The sequence below is a fragment of the Chryseobacterium gossypii genome, from assembly GCF_041361455.1.
GTDB lineage: Bacteria > Bacteroidota > Bacteroidia > Flavobacteriales > Weeksellaceae > Chryseobacterium > Chryseobacterium gossypii.
Map to the genome: position 1 here is coordinate 25,269 of NZ_JBGCUR010000004.1, position 17,081 is coordinate 42,349.

The 17,081-nt window shown below is 37.6% G+C and carries 16 protein-coding genes; 9 read left to right on the plus strand and 7 right to left on the minus strand.

What is annotated here, in order from left to right; all coding sequences use genetic code 11:
• Window positions 1-231: 231 nt before the first annotated feature.
• Window positions 232-1,959, plus strand: coding sequence for a caspase family protein (locus ABMQ40_RS04160; RefSeq protein ID WP_370896848.1), 1,728 nt, complete (start codon window positions 232-234; stop codon window positions 1,957-1,959).
• A complete protein-coding gene (locus tag ABMQ40_RS04165; RefSeq protein ID WP_370896850.1) occupies window positions 1,959-2,843 on the plus strand; it encodes a hypothetical protein in 885 nt (294 codons plus the stop codon). Before ABMQ40_RS04160 ends, ABMQ40_RS04165 begins: the two co-directional genes overlap by 1 nt.
• A gap of 675 nt (window positions 2,844-3,518) precedes the next feature.
• Here ABMQ40_RS04165 and ABMQ40_RS04170 read toward each other — a convergent pair.
• The 6 genes from ABMQ40_RS04170 to ABMQ40_RS04195 form a co-directional block, all read right to left on the minus strand.
• On the minus strand, window positions 3,519-4,625 hold the full coding sequence (locus tag ABMQ40_RS04170; protein WP_370896852.1) for a site-specific integrase: 1,107 nt from the start codon (window positions 4,623-4,625) through the stop codon (window positions 3,519-3,521).
• A gap of 79 nt (window positions 4,626-4,704) precedes the next feature.
• Entirely contained in the window at window positions 4,705-5,085 is a 381-nt protein-coding gene (locus ABMQ40_RS04175) for a helix-turn-helix transcriptional regulator (RefSeq protein ID WP_066694925.1), read from the minus strand.
• A 117-nt stretch (window positions 5,086-5,202) separates the two neighbouring features.
• Window positions 5,203-5,484: a hypothetical protein gene (locus tag ABMQ40_RS04180; protein ID WP_066694917.1), complete on the minus strand. Its 282-nt coding sequence runs from the start codon at window positions 5,482-5,484 to the stop codon at window positions 5,203-5,205.
• Between the two features lie 119 nt (window positions 5,485-5,603).
• Entirely contained in the window at window positions 5,604-6,173 is a 570-nt protein-coding gene (locus tag ABMQ40_RS04185) for a helix-turn-helix transcriptional regulator (RefSeq protein ID WP_370896855.1), read from the minus strand.
• Window positions 6,174-6,726: 553 nt separating this feature from the next.
• On the minus strand, window positions 6,727-8,112 hold the full coding sequence (mnmE, locus tag ABMQ40_RS04190; protein WP_370896857.1) for a tRNA uridine-5-carboxymethylaminomethyl(34) synthesis GTPase MnmE: 1,386 nt from the start codon (window positions 8,110-8,112) through the stop codon (window positions 6,727-6,729).
• A gap of 400 nt (window positions 8,113-8,512) precedes the next feature.
• Entirely contained in the window at window positions 8,513-10,282 is a 1,770-nt protein-coding gene (locus ABMQ40_RS04195) for an aminopeptidase P family protein (protein ID WP_370896859.1), read from the minus strand.
• Between the two features lie 172 nt (window positions 10,283-10,454).
• Here ABMQ40_RS04195 and ABMQ40_RS04200 point away from each other — a divergent pair, with 172 nt between their 5' ends.
• The 7 genes from ABMQ40_RS04200 (at window position 10,455) to ABMQ40_RS04230 (ending at window position 15,978) form a co-directional block, all read left to right on the plus strand.
• On the plus strand, window positions 10,455-10,892 hold the full coding sequence (locus ABMQ40_RS04200; RefSeq protein ID WP_370896861.1) for a DUF6526 family protein: 438 nt from the start codon (window positions 10,455-10,457) through the stop codon (window positions 10,890-10,892).
• Between the two features lie 24 nt (window positions 10,893-10,916).
• Window positions 10,917-11,084, plus strand: a complete 168-nt coding sequence (locus tag ABMQ40_RS04205; RefSeq protein ID WP_370896863.1) for a phosphatidate cytidylyltransferase — start codon at window positions 10,917-10,919, stop codon at window positions 11,082-11,084.
• A 9-nt stretch (window positions 11,085-11,093) separates the two neighbouring features.
• Entirely contained in the window at window positions 11,094-12,200 is a 1,107-nt protein-coding gene (locus ABMQ40_RS04210) for a DNA topoisomerase IB (RefSeq protein WP_370896865.1), read from the plus strand.
• Between the two features lie 79 nt (window positions 12,201-12,279).
• A complete protein-coding gene (gene pruA / locus ABMQ40_RS04215; protein WP_370896867.1) occupies window positions 12,280-13,905 on the plus strand; it encodes an L-glutamate gamma-semialdehyde dehydrogenase in 1,626 nt (541 codons plus the stop codon).
• Window positions 13,906-14,060: 155 nt separating this feature from the next.
• Entirely contained in the window at window positions 14,061-14,282 is a 222-nt protein-coding gene (locus ABMQ40_RS04220; protein ID WP_370896869.1) for a cytochrome C551, read from the plus strand.
• A gap of 163 nt (window positions 14,283-14,445) precedes the next feature.
• Window positions 14,446-14,652: a hypothetical protein gene (locus ABMQ40_RS04225; RefSeq protein WP_370896871.1), complete on the plus strand. Its 207-nt coding sequence runs from the start codon at window positions 14,446-14,448 to the stop codon at window positions 14,650-14,652.
• 165 nt (window positions 14,653-14,817) lie between these two features.
• Complete coding sequence (locus tag ABMQ40_RS04230; RefSeq protein ID WP_370896873.1) at window positions 14,818-15,978, plus strand: thioredoxin family protein; 1,161 nt, start codon at window positions 14,818-14,820, stop codon at window positions 15,976-15,978.
• Between the two features lie 68 nt (window positions 15,979-16,046).
• Here the strand turns inward: ABMQ40_RS04230 and ABMQ40_RS04235 are convergent, their stop codons facing one another.
• The gene (locus ABMQ40_RS04235) at window positions 16,047-17,069 is read right to left on the minus strand and encodes a 3-oxoacyl-ACP synthase III family protein (RefSeq protein ID WP_370896875.1); all 1,023 of its coding nucleotides are present in this window, start codon (window positions 17,067-17,069) and stop codon (window positions 16,047-16,049) included.
• Window positions 17,070-17,081: the final 12 nt, after the last annotated feature.

The window sequence follows — 17,081 nt, forward strand, 5'->3', positions numbered from 1 at the left end:
AGGGTAGACATATTGCAATTTGCTATATCATGGTAATCTAAAGTTCTTTTACGCGTTGGGATATTTTACTTGGGTAAATGTGCTTTGGCCTTTGCTGTGTAAACGTAGAAAACTAAGATTGGAATACTAAAAATATTTTTTTATAGTCATTTAAGAGTTCAGTTCAGCGAATAAATGGTTGTTGTGTAACTAAAATATCATTATTTTCGTTAATAAAACTTTTAGCCATTAATGACCAAACATGCTATATTAATAGGGATAAATCAAATACCTGAAATGCCATATCTGGCATCACCGTCAAGTTACGCCATAAAGATGAAAAACTGGGCAGAGGGACAAGGATATATTACCGCACTTTTTGTGGATGAGCCTAGAGGAGAGAGTACATCTGGCGAATGTACAAGAACTCACATTCTAAATACGGTTAGTACTATTATTGACGAGGGAACAGATCAGCTTTTAATTTATTTTGCTGGACATGGGGTTGAACGCGCAGCGGGTGAAGATATTTGGTTATTTCCCGGTTATTTGCGGGATACTTCAGAAAGTGCTAGTGTTCTGTCTTGTCAGCAGAGGGCTTACCGGTCAGGTATTAAGCACGTAGTTTTCATTTCCGACGCCTGCCGTAGCGCTTCTAGTGCAACCACGGTACAAGGATTAGATCCAGGTGCATTGTTCCCCAATCTAACTCGTAACAATAGGACAGAAATAGACACATTTTATTCGACTCATTCAGGAGCTAAGTCAATTGATGTGATGGATGAAGATGGAAATTACCGAAGTGTTTACAGTGATAATTTACTAAAATGCTTAAATGGTGAAGTTACAGAAGTTATCAGGCCGATAAAACGGCTAAATCCTCCATTTCCGGCGGTCCTTTCTCATGAACTCAATGATTATCTGAAAACGAAAGTGCCCTACGAAATCTATTTGGCAACGGGTAAGAAACAGTTTCCTATTGGTAGTGTTTCTTCGTCCGACCCACTTTTTTTATCCAAATTTAGTGAACAGGTTCTTGTCGAAACTATTGGTGAAACAGGGCTTTCATTGATAACGGACCAAGAGCCGATCCCAGTTGATACAGAAGTAGTTTCTGAAAAGCTGAATTTTTATTTACGTGCTAAAGGTGGCAACTCCGCAAGGGAAATGCAACAAATAAAAAGGGATTTTAAACTTGACTATGACTTTTTCACTGCTGATGCACTATTTCAGCAAGGTGAGACTGGACTATATGTGAAAGGGGTGAGAAATCCTCTAGTTTTCAGCAGCAGGCAACAAGATCGTCAATGGAATGACGCAAGGCGGAATTTCTCATCTCCACAGATTTTTGATTTCAGCGATGTTGATCATGGTTCAAACGCGATGTATTTTATCGGAAATTATGGAGGTAAAAGATTTTACCCGATAACATTGCTCCGCGGTTTTTTTACTCAGGTTGTTTTTCATAAAAATGAATTATTGACAGTCAATTATTTTCCAACGGATCCAAATGGTAAACACGAGTCTAGGCATTATGCTAATGAGGTAGCCGAAAGGAAGTCAAATATAATTATGGCAGCCAAAAAAGGGATTTTTCAAAGTACCTATGAGTTAAATCAAGGTGGGAATTATTACCGGAAGTATAAACATCTTGAGCCTACATTAGGACTTTTTGCAGCATATGCTTATTTTCAAAATGGGGACTTTGAAGGGGTCCACTCTTTATATGATTTCTTACAACAAAATAACCAATCCATACTTGGAGATATCTCTTTATTGGAGCGACTTTCAAATAGATATCCCTCTACCCAGCAAAATGACATGATACAGATCCCTTTACTAACCCAGGGCTGGTCTTATATTGACTTATTAGGCTACAATCCTTTGGAAAACTTGGTTCCATATCTTCAACCAGGTCTTTGGACCTCTTTTTCCAGGGAAGGCTTTCGAAATATTCACGATAATCTAACACAATTGTAATGCGTATCTTATTTATACACGGTAGGGCACAAGAGCACTCTAGCCAGGAAGAGTTACTGGATAAATGGACAAGCGAACTTAAAAAGTCATTTGAAAATGGAGGTATTTCATATCCGGAAGGTTTGACACTGCACATGCCTTATTATGGCAAAGAATTAATTTCTTTAAGGGATCAATTTAAGGACGATGTGCATAGTGGAAAATATCAGATGCGTTCGGACGAAGATCTGGACGAGATACAGGCCCTTCACAATGATCTGCTGAACGATATGGCTGAAAATGCGGATATCACACCAAAACAGATATTAGAGGAAATGAAGATGGAAACGCAGGAGCGGGGACTCCAAAATAATCCTATAATTCTTGCTTTAGCAAGGATTCTGGATCGTTACGGAAAAAAATATGCTAATGACCTCATATTAAAGGAAACAGATGATGTCGTGACTTACCTTGTGGTTCCAGACGTAAAAGTTGTTATCAATAAATTGGTCACCGATGCCTTAACCAGTGAACCAACAATTATTATAGCACATTCACTAGGGACTATGATCGCATATGAAGTTCTGCATATGTTGAAAAAAGAAGATTACAATATTTGTGGCCTGATTACTTTGGGTTCACCTCTTGGAATGAAGGCTATTATCAGACAACTGTACACATCACCAACTTTTCCGCTGGTAGTTAGTGGAAGTTGGACTAATTTATATGATAAACGTGACATTGTTTCATTACGAGCACTCGAAGCAGCACATTTCAAGGTAAATCCCGAAATTTTGAATATTGACGTAATCAATAAAACAGATAATAGACATGGTATAGAAGGTTATTTGAGCAATGCTTTTGTAGCGAAGTCTATTTCTGATATCATGGCGTGTAATGAATAGAATTTGTACAGTTTTAGGTGGAAAGCATTGATATTATTACTACATTTCTCAAGTAGGCTTCTTGGATATATTTGCAAAAAAGACACTATTTACTAAGTATGTTTCAATATAGTATTGACGTTAAAAATTGGAGGGTAATATAACCCCTCAAAAATTATCTTCCTACTTTGTAATCAAGGAAGCATTTCTCTGATCAGGAATAAAATTTGCATCTCTGTTATTGTTTCCATTAGGATTTGTTTTTTATATAATCAAGATGTACTGCGGTCTTTCACCCTACCTAGGCGGTAAAACTGATTTGAATACATACATATATTAATAATTTGAAATTTTCATACGTCCCTCTGATAAGACAGTAGATTGCAAACCTGACTAGACTGCGTGTAGAGACAGTAATTCGCACCGTCAAAAAGATGGAACAGGATCGTTTTCTCAGGCTCATAGGGCGAAGGATCCTATACTAAATATTGATAAAAAAATAAGCCTTCCAGTATGGCAATACTAATAATATAGTTATCGATGAAAAATGGATGGCTTATTTCTGTCAAATATATTTGCTAATAAGTAATATCTTATTTTACCATAGATTTTATGCTTGTAGTTGTACCTCGCTGTCTGAGAATTTAAAGTTTAATGTATCAATACAATAAGAAAATTATTGTTATTTTCCAAATTTTAAGAAAAATCTAACTTAATTTTTAATGACGCTTCCCTGGCAACGGAATCTATTATTGTAGTATAAATTTCGGTTGTCTTAAGGTTTCTATGACCCAAAAGTTTAGAAATTGTATAAATAGATGTGCCTGATGCAAGCTGTAATGTAGCAAATGTATGTCGAAAGCCATGAAACGTAAAGTATTTGTTGATGCCGGCATTCTTTAGCCATGGTTTAAGAAATTTAATAACATCATCATACTTAATTCCTTCAAAAACTTTTTCATTGTTATCTTTTGGAAGACCCAATATTTTTAATGTTTTATCTGATATAGGGTAGTATTCTGCATTTCCAGTTTTACTTTGTTTGTATATAATGTAAAAACCGCCTTTAGACCCTTGTATGTTACCCCATACAAGTTTTTTAATATCGGAAAAACGAAAACCAGTTAATGCGGAAAATAAGCCAGCATTTTTAACTAATTGTGATTCACATTTTGCATCAGCCATACTTTGTAGCTCATGCAAGAACAGGAAACAGCGATGAGTTTCCTCTAATTTTATTCCTTTGACAACCGTACTGAAATCTGTTAAAATATATTTATTAATAAAAGCGCTCTTAATGGTATTTCTAAATTTGTCAAAATAAGATGATGCGGTATTAAGGCTGATTTTTCTTTTGTATCTGCCAATAGATGGATTAGATAATAGAAAATTTCTAAACTGTTCACATGTAGAATAGTTGAGCTCAATAAAAGGCAAATTTTTTCCGCAAAAATTCTGAAAATACCGTACAGCCATTTGCCAATTGTATGAATCTGGTCTTTTGTTTGCTTCAGCTTGAAAGAATTCCGTAAAATCTGATATCCTTTTTTTGATTAAAAAATCAAAGTTTTTATTTTGAATATCTATTAGACGTTCGGCTTTTCTATATTCCACCAATTTCAAAGTTTCAATATTATGTAGTTTTTCTACATTATTTTTAGGATTCACATAGGTGTGTAAATGTAGAAAATACTTTCTCTTAAGTTCTCCCGTTATTAGATGTGCTATGGGAGGATAGATATCCAAATAATGAGATTCTTGTCCATTACTTATGGGCTTTTGTCTTAGTTTTACCCTTGTCATCACCGGTTTATTTTCTCAATTAATAAAACATAGTTTAAAGGTCAAAAGGTCGTTTTCACAATTGCAGTTTTTTCGATTGCTAATTCTCTTTGACTTTTCGAATACTAATCTTAAAAAGATTATCAATTTCTATTCTACTAATTCTGGTATTTCTTACAGATAGTTTTATTGATTTTAAACGGCCAGAATTAACTAGATCATATATCATTTGCTTACTACATTTCAATAAGCAGGCTGATTCTTTAACGGTTAGAAAAGCAGAGCTATTTATAATATCCATAGAGGATTCTTTAAAAAGTTGAGTGTTGATGTTACTTTTTTCTATTTTTTTTGTTTTTAGTTCAGCTTTATATGCTTTTTTATTACAGGTATGGCTGCAGTACTTTGTGACTGTTGTTTTTGCGATAAATTCCTTGCCACAATATTGGCATATTCTTATGATCTCAATGTTAGAACTCATATCAATGTTTTTAAAGTGGACTGTTAACCAAATAATTTAATATGGGATTAACCCATAACATTTTTGCAATGTATATCCATAATAGTGGATACTGTAATGTTTGAAAATTCTTGAAGTTTAGTAATTTCCTGATAATATACTCATTCGTAGTTTATTGCTAATCCTATTATTATATACTTCAAGCATCATTTTTACTCTTAAATTTTCTGCTAGGAACAGTGTTTGGTCATTATGTTTTTTTTCAAGTTGCGATTTAGGCATGCGATACAGAAAAAGTTTTAAATAAAATTTTCGCTGCGATTTTCCAGTTAATGGATCATAGATAGGAGGATAAGCATCTAAATAAAGTCTAACAGTATTTTTAGCTGCAGGCTTTTTACGTAATTTAATAAGTGTCATAATATTTTGTTTTAGAGTTGTCTACAAAAATATTATGAACTCTGTTTAGTTTTAAATTATGTCTTTGAAAAGCCTAATTTGTCTTTTATAGGCCTTTCAATAATATAAAATCAACTATATTAATTATTATTTTTGATAACTATATTGAATAACCTACGTATAATTTCTTTAGATACATAAACAGATTTTCCCTTCTTTATTTTAATTATATTATATATTTTCAATTTATTGTACAGGGCACTGGCAGAGATTTTATATAGGTTAATGATCTCATTTATTGTCCAACAGTTTTTTATTTTTGTATCATCATCTTTAAATATAAAAGGTTCTATTTCTGTTTTATTTTGATCTAATAATTTTCCAATTTCTTCCTTAAAAACTCTGGTTTTTCTTTGACTAAAATTAATAGAAGATAACTTTCCTTTTTTGATCATATCATAGATTGTAGTTCGGGCACATCCTATAATACTGGAAGCTTCTTTTATCGTTATGCAATCAAAGGGAGAATAAGTGTACATTTTAAAATTGCATAAATTCTTATTTTCTATTGTTTGAGATAAATTTTTATTATATCTCTTATACATTTTTGTTCTACATCTTTGACTGCAAAACCTTGTTACAGTGGTTTTGGCTGCAAATTCTAATCCACAATATTCGCATGTTTTCAATATGTAGATATGTGTACTCATTGCTTTGTTCTAACTAGTTGTGCATCTTGGATATATATCTAAAAATAGAATGGTTGTAAATGAATGCAATAAATTGTCCAAAGTCTAAAATAAGAGAGTTAAATTGTCTCAAAAAATGGATTATAAAATGCTTAAAAGAATCTTAGAAATCAACTTTGATAATTGTTAATCAATTTATATAGAAATTAGACTCATTAAGTACAGTAAATTAACCATTAATATTAATGGTTAATTGTTTAAATCTAAATCGTTTTGTATGAAAATGAATTATTATAAAGAAGGCTGTAAAAGTTCTAAAGAATTACCTTTAAATAAACACTAATTAATTCATTTATAGTGTGCTAGTATATATTAAGTACAGTGAATTAACCAATAAAATCATACGATTTTTATTTTGGAATTAGGGGACAAAACTGGGGACAAATTTAACTGATTTATAGTGCTAATTTTCTTTTGAAAAACACGTAAAATACTGTAATACAGTGATTTATGTCGTGTTTGAAAGGGTTCGCTTGATTGGTGTAAGTTGTTGATTTTCAGATATTTAAGTGCGTTATTTCCCGATACAAAATTTAGAAAAAATATTCCCCAGCACCTCATCATTCGTGACTTCTCCTGAAATTTCTCCGAGATGTTCCAATGCATTCCTCAACTCATAGGCCAGCAGCTCCGTGGAAATCTGGAATGAGATGGCCTCCTTCACTTTGCGAACGGCATCCAGGGATTTCTGCAGCGCTTCAAAATGACGCTGATTGGTGATCACTACATTATTCTCTTCCGTTTTTAAATGCTCAACGTAAGAAGAGAGCTCGTTTTTAAGATCCTGGATATTCTGGTTTTCAATAGCTGAAATTTTGATGAAATCAAAATCATGAGTAATGGCATCCCGGAAGATACTTTCTATGGCTTCATATTTTACAGGAGATACTTCATCTATTTTTGTAGCACAGATGATCAGTTTCAAATCGTCCCTAAGCAAGGACCGGATCATATCTATATCCTCGGAAAAGTCTTCCGTTCCCGCATCTGTCAGATAAACCAGAATGTTGGCGTTTTCAACCTTTTCCCTGGCCTTTTTTACGCCGATCGCTTCAATCTCGTCCTCGGTTTCCCGTAATCCAGCCGTATCGATCAGGCGGAAAGCATGGCCTTTGATGTGCAGAACCTCTTCAATAGTGTCTCTGGTGGTTCCCGCAATATTACTTACAATCGCCCTTTCCTCTTTCAATAAAGCATTCAATAGCGTTGATTTCCCGGCATTGGGCTTCCCGATGATGGCAACTGCCGTTCCGTTTTTAATTGCGTTTCCATACTGAAAGCTTTCAATAAGAGAATTAAGCTTGGATTCTATCTTATTCAGCAGCTGGCTGAGGGCGGTTCTGTCTGCAAACTCCACATCCTCTTCTGCAAAATCAAGCTCCAGCTCAATTAAAGAGACAAAATTCAGAAGATCGGTCCTTAGTAATGATATCTCATTGGTAATCCCGCCTTTAAGCTGGTTAATAGCTACCCTTCTGGAAGCTTCATTTTCAGAGGCAATGATATCAGCAATAGCTTCGGCCTGGGAAAGATCAATCCTTCCGTTGATAAAAGCACGCAGCGTAAACTCTCCTGCTTTCGCCATTCTTGCTCCATTTTTAATCAGCGTTTCAAGAATACGTTTACCAATATGCGGAGAGCCGTGAAAAGCAATTTCCACAGAATTTTCAGTTGTAAAGCTCTTAGGAGCCAGGAAAATCGAAAGCATTACCTCATCTATCGTTTCCTCGCCATCTACAAAATATCCGTAGTGAAGGGTGTGCGATTTTTGTTTTTCCAGTTTTTTGGCGGGAAAGCTCTTCTGAACAATAGACAAGGCATCATTTCCTGAAACCCTGATGATTCCCAGGGCCCCTATTCCGTTAGCTGTAGCTAATGCGCAAATGGTATCGTTATTCATACTGCAAAGTTAAGTTTTTTAGTGGCAGTATACCATACAGATTATCTATCATGTTATTATCTGACCAGCAATTTCTTCCACTTCTTTCCAGTGACCGGTGAATGACACAGCATATGACCGGATAAAACAAAACCATCCCGGCTGAGATGGTTTCATCGCTTTGAAAACTTGAATTTATATGAAGATAATGAAATGATGTTTTTCTTTGCTGGTACAAAGATAAATACAGTCATTTCCCCGCTTCTCAGGGTAATCCCTGAAATGGCATCCGTAAAAATACGGTACCATGGAAAAGCCCTGCAATAAAAATCACAGGGCTTTACATTTATCTAACAACTTTTGATGTTTAAAATTCAGTGGGGAATGAAACAAGCATTGCCGGATCATCATCCCATACGCTTTATAACGGACTCACCAATTCCAGGAACCATTCTTTAATCTCTCCCTCCAGGTATGGGGAAAGCTTTTCTTCGCATGTTTTGTGGTACGCATTCAACCATGCGGTTTCTTCCGGAGAAAGAATCTCTTTTACAATAGTATCTTTAAAAAACGGGCATAAGGTCAGCGTTTCAAACTCATAGAAGGTTCCGAAATCCGTTTTCTCTGATTCCTTCACGGCGATTAAATTCTCATGGCGGATTCCGTAATTTCCTTCCACATAGTAGCCGGGCTCATTGGAGCAGACCATTCCCGGAAGAAGCTCCTGCGGATTCATGTCTTTTCTGATATTTTGGGGCCCTTCATGAACATTCATAAAGCTTCCCACCCCATGTCCGGTACCGTGATTATAATCTTTTCCTTCCATCCATAGCGGAAGTCTTGCAATGGCATCCAGGTGAACCCCTTTCGTTCCTTTAGGAAATTTAACTCTCGACAAGCGGATCATTCCCTGAAGGACCAGTGTGGAATTTCTTTTAAACTCATCAGAAACAGCTCCTAAGGCCAGAGTTCTCGTGATGTCCGTAGTGCCTTCAAGATACTGACCTCCTGAATCTACCAGGATGCTTCCGTCATTGGTTACTTCCTTGCTTCCTTCACTCTTTGCGGAATAATGTATAATCGCTCCGTTTTCTTTATAGCCTACAATACTGCTGAAGCTCTCTCCCACAAAGTTCTCTCCTTCCGCACGGAAGCTTCTCAGCTTTTCTCCGATAGAATATTCGTTCATAGCTTCTTTTCCGGCATTATGGGTAAGCCAGTACAGGAATTTTACCATGGCCACCCCATCTCTCACCATTACTTTTCTGAAGCCTTCCATCTCTGCATCATTTTTCTGGGCTTTCATCAGGTTTCCCGGAACAGCAGCCTGGATAAACTGGTTGTGTGCTTTTAGCGCTTCAAAAATAGACTGATTGCTATTTGGGGATATAAGGATCCTTTCGTTCCTGAATATGTTCAAATAATTGAAAAACTCTTCATAAGGTTTCATTTTCACAAAAGAATCATCAAGCTGCTTTCTGGCATTTACATCCAGTTTATCAAGATCAGTGAACAGCGTAGCATCATTTTTGGTAATAACAATATACCCTAAGAAAACCGGATTGCTTTGTACATCACTTCCTCTCAGGTTCAATGTCCATGCCACATCATCCAGGCTTGAGATGATATGAACGGAAGCATGTTGCTCCTCCATTTTTTGCCGGATGGCAGCTATTTTGTCTGCTACGGATACTCCGGCCCATTCCAGCGGGTGTATGAATATCGGATTTTTTGATGGCGTCCCTCTGTCTTTCCAGATGTTTTTTAAAAGGGGAGCATCAATCAGCGTAATGTTTTTCGTGCTCAGTTTTTGGGAAAGAAGTTCCCAGTTGGCATGGGAAGTTGCCAATCCGTTTACCGCCACTTTGCCGTTTTCCGGAACTTCGGAAATAATCCAGTCGATATAATGGGGGGTACCTTCTATACCCTCTTTGAAAAGATCGATCCCGGAGCCCTCCAGTTCAGTGGCAGCCTGGGTGAAATATCTCCCGTCTGTCCAAAGCCCGGCTTTATCTTTGGTGACCACAACAAAGCCTGCAGATCCCAGAAACCCTGAAAGCCATGCTCTTTCCTGCCATTCTTCAGGTAAATATTCACTCATATGCGGATCAGCAGAATATATTATAAAGGCATCAACATTATTTTTCTGCATTTCTTCCCGAAGTGCAGCTACTTTTTCCTTTGAAGTCATTTCTTAATTTTTAAAACGGAAAGTTACAAAAATTTTAATTTCAAATTTAAAACAGTCTTTAAATCATAATTTTCTAAAACATAAAACTAAAATCACAGATTTTTATTCACCACAAACAATAATTGTTATTAAAAATATAATATTTTGGAAAGATTATTGCTATATCTGCTATATGGAAAGACAGACTTATAAAAACCACAGGAAATATTATCCACCTCATCATTTTATTTACCTTCCGCTATTGGCCGTTCTGGAGCTGGCCGGGATTTACAGTATCTTTACGGACAGGCAGAATCGGCTTATCTGGATTTTATTTTCCATCATTATATTTCTGATCTTCTACCTGGCTGTTATGGTGAGGCAGCATTATGCTCTGGGCAATCAGGACCGCATCGTAAGGCTCGAATTCAAATTGAGGTATTATGAGGTCTTCAATGAAAGATCAGATGAAATTGCTGATAAGTTAAGCTTTGACCAGATTGCCGCATTGAGGTTCGCCTATGATAACGAATTTAAAGAACTCCTGGATAAGGCACTTCGTGAAAACATATCAGGAGCTGAAATCAAAAGATCTATTAAAAACTGGCGACCGGACTATCTCAGAATTTAAATAACAAACACCAAATATATTATCATGAAAAAATGGAACTTATACGGTATTGCGATACTCGGTTTATTAACATTAACAAGTTGTGAAGCAGTAGAAACTATTTTCAAGGCAGGAATGTGGTGGGGAATTTTATTGGTCTGTGCAGTTGTTGTCGTCCTGTTTCTCATTTTTTCGAGGGGTAAAAACTCTTAACCATTGCCTATGGAGAAGAATACAGACCTGGAGATCATTTCCCATCTCAAGCCTTCAAAAATGGTCAAAATCATGAATGATCCGGTGGCCTCTGCAAAGGCGGTACATCTTGTATATACCTCCGATGCAGAAACAGCCGGTATCACCAGAAAAAAAACGGGTAAAAAATATTCCTATTACAAAGATGGCGAGAAGATCCGGGATAAGGATGAGATCAACCGGATCAATAAGCTTGTCATCCCTCCCGCCTGGGAAAACGTATGGATCTGTGCCCTTGAAAACGGCCATCTTCAGGCTACAGGATTTGATGCCAAAAAAAGGAAGCAGTACCGCTACCACCCCTTATGGAGTGCCTTAAGGAATCATACTAAATTTTACAGGATGCTTCAGTTCGGGTATGCCTTACCCAATATCAGACTTCATGTGGAGCAGGATCTGGCCTTAAGAAATTTCGAAAAAAGAAAAATTCTCGCCCTGATCGTAAGCCTGATGCAGCGTACCAATATCCGCATCGGAAACAATGCCTATGAAAAGCTGTACGGGTCTTTTGGACTGACAACCCTGAAGAATAAGCATGTCACCATCAACGGGCAGAAAATAACATTCTCCTTTAAAGGCAAGAAAGGGATCATGCATCATGTTGACCTAAGGAGCAAAAAGCTCGCAAGACTTGTACAGAAATGCAAGGATATTCCCGGAAAAGAGCTTTTTCAATACTATGATGAGGACGGTAACCACCATTCTATAGATTCAGGGATGGTGAATGAGTATATCAGGGAGATCAGCGGAGAAGATTTTACGGCGAAAGATTTCAGGACCTGGTCCGGAACGGTAAGCGCACTGATCGCATTCAAGGAGATCGGATATGCGGAAAGCAATACGGAATATAAGAAAAAGGTAAAGGAAGCACTGGATATCGTGGCTTCGCATCTCGGGAATACCACTGCCGTATGCCGGAAATATTATGTTCATCCCCTGGTTATTAATCTTTATGAAAACAATACTATCAAAAAATATCTGGACGAGCTGGAAAAGATAGAAGAAAATGATGGTGTGGCGGGCTTAACCCAGGAAGAAAAACTGGTGCTTAAAATATTAGAAAATGAAAAGATGTAAATAGTCCTAATCAATTTTTTGTCCAGATTAAATGTTGTAAATTTGTATCATTCGCAAATTAAAAATAATACAACGTAATATGTCAAAAGCAATTTCGCAAGTACCATTTGCAGTAAACGAACCGGTAAATTCCTATGCGCCGGGTTCTCCGGAAGTTAAAAGCCTTATCGCCACTTATAAGAAAATGTGGTCTGAAAAGATAGAAATCCCGATGATTATCGATGGAAAAGAAGTAAGAACGAATGAAAAAGTACAGCTTCAGTCTCCGCAGGACCATGGCCATGATTTCGGTTTTTATTATAAAGGGACCATGCAGCATGTGGACGATGCCATCAATGCAGCTATGGCAGCAAAAAAAGAATGGAATGAACTGGGCTGGGAACAGCGCGCTTCCATCTTTTTAAAAGCCGCCGATCTGCTGGCAGGACCTTACAGGGACGTGATCAATGCAGCCACCATGATCGGCCAGTCTAAAAATGTACACCAGGCCGAGATTGATTCTGCCTGCGAATTGATAGATTTTTTAAGATACAATGTAGAGTTCATGACCGAGATGTATTCCGAACAGCCTGTGTCTGACAGCGGAATCTGGAACCGTGTAGAATACAGACCTTTGGAAGGCTTCTGTTTTGCTGTTACTCCTTTCAACTTTACAGCTATTTCAGGAAACCTTCCTACATGTATGGCCATGCTCGGGAATGTAGTAGTCTGGAAACCTTCAGACAAGCAGGTATATTCCGCCAAGGTGATTATGGATGTTCTTACCGAAGCCGGGCTTCCTGCAGGGGTTATCAACATGATTTTTACGGACGGAAAGGAAACAGCCGAAAAAGTATTGGCGCACCCGGATTTTGCAGGACTTCACTTCACCGGTTCTACCAAGGTATTTCAGGGAATGTGGAAAATGATCGGGGACAATATTCACCGCTATAAAACTTATCCGAGAATCGTAGGAGAAACGGGAGGAAAAGACTTCGTTATCGCCCACCCTTCTGCCAATGTTGAGGCTACGGCCACGGCTTTGGTAAGAGGTGCTTTTGAATATCAGGGGCAGAAATGCTCCGCCGCTTCCAGAGCCTATATTCCCAAATCGCTCTGGGAAGATGTAAAAAAGGTGATGGAAACGCAGATCAACTCAATAAAAATAGGTTCTCCGGAAGATCCTTCAAACTTCGTCAATGCAGTGATCGATAAAAACTCTTTTGAGAAATGTAAAGGATATATCGACAGGGCTAACAGTTCCGGTGAGGCTAAAGTGATCATCGGAGGAAAATATGACGATTCCAAAGGATGGTTCGTACATCCTACCGTTATTGAGACTACCAATCCTCAGTACGAAAGTATGGTTGAAGAAATTTTCGGTCCTATCTTATCTGTATATGTTTATGAAGATGAGAATTGGAAAGAAACTCTGAAGCTGGTAGATACCACCTCTCCGTATTCACTGACCGGATCTGTTTTTGCACAGGACAGATATGCGATCAATGAAGCTTATAAGGCACTGGAAAACTCTTCAGGTAATTTCTATATCAATGATAAGCCAACAGGTGCCGTAGTTGGGCAACAGCCTTTCGGAGGCGGCAGGGCTTCAGGTACCAATGATAAGGCAGGCTCTAAGATGAATCTGCTGAGATGGGTATCAGTAAGAAGCATTAAGGAAACTTTTGTTTCTCCTAAAGATTACAGGTATCCTTATCTTGGATAATTGTAAATAGAATAAGATATTGGGCCCCGGAGATTCCGGGGCTTTTTAATAGGTCCTATTTAACAAAAATTTAATTCTTTTATCTTTTTTTAATATTCATTAAATACCATTCGGAATAATTATTGAATTTTAATTAATACACCAAAAGAAATATTATGAAAAAGTTTTTGTTAATAATAGGCATAGGAATATTTGCAGTAAGCTGTGGAACTAAAGAATCCACCATGTCTTCGGGTAGTACAGATTCAACAGCAGTAGATACTACAAGACAAAATGTAGCCCCTACTACGACAGATACAACGACTACGCGAACGACGAATCCTGACAGCATCACGATAAAAATGGATTCTACAGTAACCTCACCTCCTGCCAAATAGAGATAAATAACATTCATGTTTAATCTTAAAATGGAAAATCCACAGATGAAAGTTCTGTGGATTTTTTGTGAAAAACTGAAGCGTATGAATCCGCAAGAACGGACCATATCTTTGGTTAATAATCATTATATTTGATCAATACTAAACATTAAAAAGAATTATTATGAAAAAATTATGGCTGGGAGCTGTTTTAGGCTTATTATTTTTAGGAAGCTGTGCTCAGAATAAAGAAAAAAGAGAAGAATTTAAAGATGATCATAATAAGAATGTCTTCAGGAACAAGATGGGGGATTCCGCTGTAGCTCATTCTGAGCCTGTTGTGCCTCAGGACAGTCTGAAGACCGCAGATTCCGTAAATATTTCAAAATAATATAACCGCAGAAATTCTGCGGTTATATTATTTTGTTTCCGCTCTTTTTAACATTAAAACCCAAAAGTGATCTAAGTACAGATACCGGCAACCAGAATATCCCTGCCGGACAATTTATTTATCTGACATAAAACATTACATTTGTACTTATTAAAAAATTTATTCATGAAAAAATCAGCAATACTTTCTTTCCTTATTATCGGGGCTTTAGTATGGGCCCAGGGAATCAAATTCGAAGACAGCAACTTCGCCACTATTCTTGCAAAAGCTAAAAAGGAAAATAAACTTGTTTTTATAGACGCCTATACAACATGGTGCGGGCCTTGCAAGCTGATGTCAAAAAATATTTTCCCGCTCAAATCCGTGGGAGATTATTATAACGCCCATTTTATCAATGCTAAGATCGATATGGAAAAAGGCGAAGGGATTGACATTGCCAAAAAATACAATGTAAAGGCATTTCCTACCTATCTGTTCATTAACGGGGACGGCGAAGAAGTACACAGGACCTTAGGATACGTGGAAGAGAATGATTTCATCCAGTTTGCAAAGGATGCCGATGATCCCAGCAAAAGGCTGTCAGCTTTAAGGCAAAAGTTTGAAAACGGAGAGAAAGATCCCGAGTTTCTAAAAAACCTGGCCGGCATGACCCTATATAATGATCCCGTATTTACCGGAAGAGTTTTGGAACGCTATTTTAAAGATAAGACCAGCCTGAGCCAGGAAGATATACAGATACTGCTTTCCGGAACGCAGAGTACAGAAAGCCCGCTGTACACAATTTTCCGGGAAAAGAAAGCTGATATTATAAAAATCCTTCCTGAAGACCGATATGAAAAGTTTGACAAGAACATACAGCTGAATACCATTGTAAAAAAATCCTATAATCCTGACACGAAAACCTGGAACGACAGCTACTTTCTTACAGAGACCCAGAAGTTTTTAAGCAAGGATGAAGCTGAAAAGATCTTGAAAAGAGCGAAGGCCAATCGGGCATTAAAGGATAAAGACATTGCCACCTATGAAAAACTGAGCCTGGATCTGTATAAGGATTATTCTTCAGCAAGCTCTGAAGAACTGAATTCCCTGGCGTGGAATTTCTTTGAGAATGTAGATAACAAGTCTTCCCTGGAAAAAGCCTTAGCCTGGGCCCAGGAATCTGTGAAGAAAAACCAGAATTATGCCAATACCGATACCCTGGCCAATCTTTATAATAAGATCGGGGATAAGAAAAATGCCAGGCTGTGGGCTGAAAAGTCCATAGAGCTTGCCAAAGCCTCAGGCCAGGATTCTTCTGATACTGAAAAGCTGCTGAAAAGCCTATGATCAATAAATAAAAAACCGCAGACTTCCGCGGTTTTTTTATTTACATAATAGTTCAGTTATACCGATTCCTAATATTCGAATAATACGCTGCCCCATGTAAATCCGCTACCAAAGGCCGAAAGAAGCACAAGATCTCCTCTTCTGATCTTCCCCTGCTCTATGGCTTCACTCAAAGCGATCGGAATGGAAGCGGCCGTTGTATTCCCATACTTCTGTATGTTATTATAGATCTTTTCATCCGGTAATCCGAATTTCTGCTGGACAAACTGGGCAATTCTTAAATTGGCCTGATGTGGGATAAACATATCTATATCCTCAACGGTTTTTCCGGCTTTGCTTAAAGCTTCTTCCATTGTTTCCGGAAATCTTGTCACAGCATGTTTAAAGACGAAGTTTCCGTTCATGATCGGGTATACTTCCTTATTGGTAACATTTTCCGGTTCTTTTCTCATCCTGTCGCTCCAGCCGAATTTGGAACCCGGGAACTGAGTACACAGCTCATCCGCATATTTTCCTTCAGAATGCATATTTACGGACAAAACATCTCCGGCATTGGCATCTTCCGTAGCTGAAAGTACAATTGCTCCTGCCCCATCTCCGAAAATAACGGAAACCCCTCTTCCTTCATCAGAAAAATCAAGACCGAAGGAGTGGATCTCCGCCCCCACTACCAGGATATTTTTATATGTTCCGGATTTAATGAAAGCATTGGCAACACTCATGGCATATACAAAGCCCGAACACTGGTTTCGTACATCCAGGGCGCCGATAGTGTCGCATCCCAGCATATCCTGCAATAAAACACCACATCCCGGAAAGTAATAATCCGGAGAAAGGGTTGCAAAAATAATATAATCTATATCTTTAGCCGTTAAGCCTGCATTCTGTATAGCTTTTTCGGATGCCCTGAAACCCAGGTACGCTGTTGTTTCATGGGAATCATTTCTGTTTTTTCTATGTCTTCTTTCTTTGATTCCTGTTCTTTCTGTGATCCATTCATCATTGGTTGTCATTAGCTTCGCCAGATCATCATTTGTTACAACATTATCCGGAACGTAAAATCCGATACCTTTTATTGTACTTTTAATCATATAGTTTCATAA